Origin of the sequence: Selenomonas sp. oral taxon 892 str. F0426 (assembly GCF_000468035.1) — a bacterium.
Lineage (GTDB): Bacteria > Bacillota > Negativicutes > Selenomonadales > Selenomonadaceae > Centipeda.
This window is the reverse complement of the sequence record NZ_KI260518.1, coordinates 13,673-14,903: the sequence shown is the minus strand read 5'-3', so window position 1 is coordinate 14,903 and position 1,231 is coordinate 13,673. Positions and strand designations below refer to the sequence as shown.

The window sequence follows — 1,231 nt, the reverse complement described above, 5'->3', positions numbered from 1 at the left end:
GGGTGAAGATGCAGACTTTCTTGCAGATTCCCTTGAAGCCGATTGCACTGGACAGCTTCTTCTCCACAATCGCACGGAGAACACCTGTGATGTAGTCCGTCGCCACAAACACAACGAGGGCATAGAGCAGATCGTCAAAGCTGCCGAGGAACTCCCCAACAACGATGCCGATGCCCGCCGCATACAGACGTATTGTCAAAATCTGATCCATATCAGACACCCCCTGCTTTCTTCCATTTATTGAGATTGCTCATCCTGCGCAGTCGTCGCCTCCGCGCCGAGTTCGGACAATATCTTCTCGGCAGAGACGAAACCTCGGTATCTAGCCATCTTCCACCAACTCCCTGCATTCCAGAACAAGCCACCGTTTCTTCCCGCCGAGCGGATATGACGGTGCAATCGGCGTGAGCGTTTTGTCTTCCCAACGAATACGATCCGTCATGCGCACATCCGCACGGTAACGAATGACGATGCGGTAATCCACCTCCTGCACCTTCTCCGCATATCCGTCCAAGATTTTTGCCGCAAAGGGCAGAACGAGTGCCCATGCTTTACCGACTTCCTGCACCGACGATGAGAGGATATTTCCCTCATCGTCCGTATCTGTGACGGGACGCAGAATAGTGATTCGATGACGCAGTTCGCTCATGGACACTCTCACCTAAAAGACCTCCTTCCGCACACCAAAAAGCAAGGAGCGAAGTGTCAGCGCAAGCCCTCTGTGATCCGCTTCCTCTCGGTGTTCGTAGAGATAGGACACGGCATAGAGAATTGCAACGCGCACAATTGCCTGATCTTCGACCTTGGACAGCTTCTTCACGCGCAGAAGTGCCGTACAAATCTGTTCTGCCGTTTCCGCAAAGTGCATGAGGAGATCGTCCTCCTCATCGCCGTCAATGCGCAGATACTGCTTGACTGATGCAAGCGGCACAAGCATAAAACCACCTCCCCTCTTTGCCGCAAAACATACATCAACCCTTCATCTTGAGCGTCTGCACGGCTTCCTCAAGGACGAGTTTGCCGTCCACGCGCTCCTTCATAACGTAGCCGACCATGCCGTTGCCCGCAAACAGCTCCTTGAGTTCCTGCAGAGAACGTGTGCCACGGTCGCCGATGTTGTAGTAGGAGTAGTCACCGAATGCGATGACGGTCTTACCCGCCTCGACAGCAGGCATATACGCCGAGGAATACACGGGATAGCCGAGCAGACGGTCGGGTTCGCCCATCTGAT

General features: G+C 53.9%; 4 protein-coding genes. All 4 read right to left on the bottom strand.

Annotated elements, in window-relative coordinates:
• Window positions 1-211: phage holin family protein (locus HMPREF1992_RS00810; RefSeq protein ID WP_021683900.1), on the bottom strand; the 211-nt coding region annotated here is incomplete at its 3' end.
• Between the two features lie 111 nt (window positions 212-322).
• A complete protein-coding gene (locus HMPREF1992_RS00805; protein WP_009655094.1) occupies window positions 323-661 on the bottom strand; it encodes a phage head closure protein in 339 nt (112 codons plus the stop codon).
• Window positions 662-937, bottom strand: a complete 276-nt coding sequence (locus HMPREF1992_RS00800; RefSeq protein ID WP_021683898.1) for a head-tail connector protein — start codon at window positions 935-937, stop codon at window positions 662-664. It abuts the gene before it with no gap.
• A gap of 34 nt (window positions 938-971) precedes the next feature.
• Window positions 972-1,231, bottom strand: a 260-nt coding sequence (locus HMPREF1992_RS00795) for a phage major capsid protein (RefSeq protein ID WP_021683897.1), incomplete at its 5' end; no start/stop codon positions are given.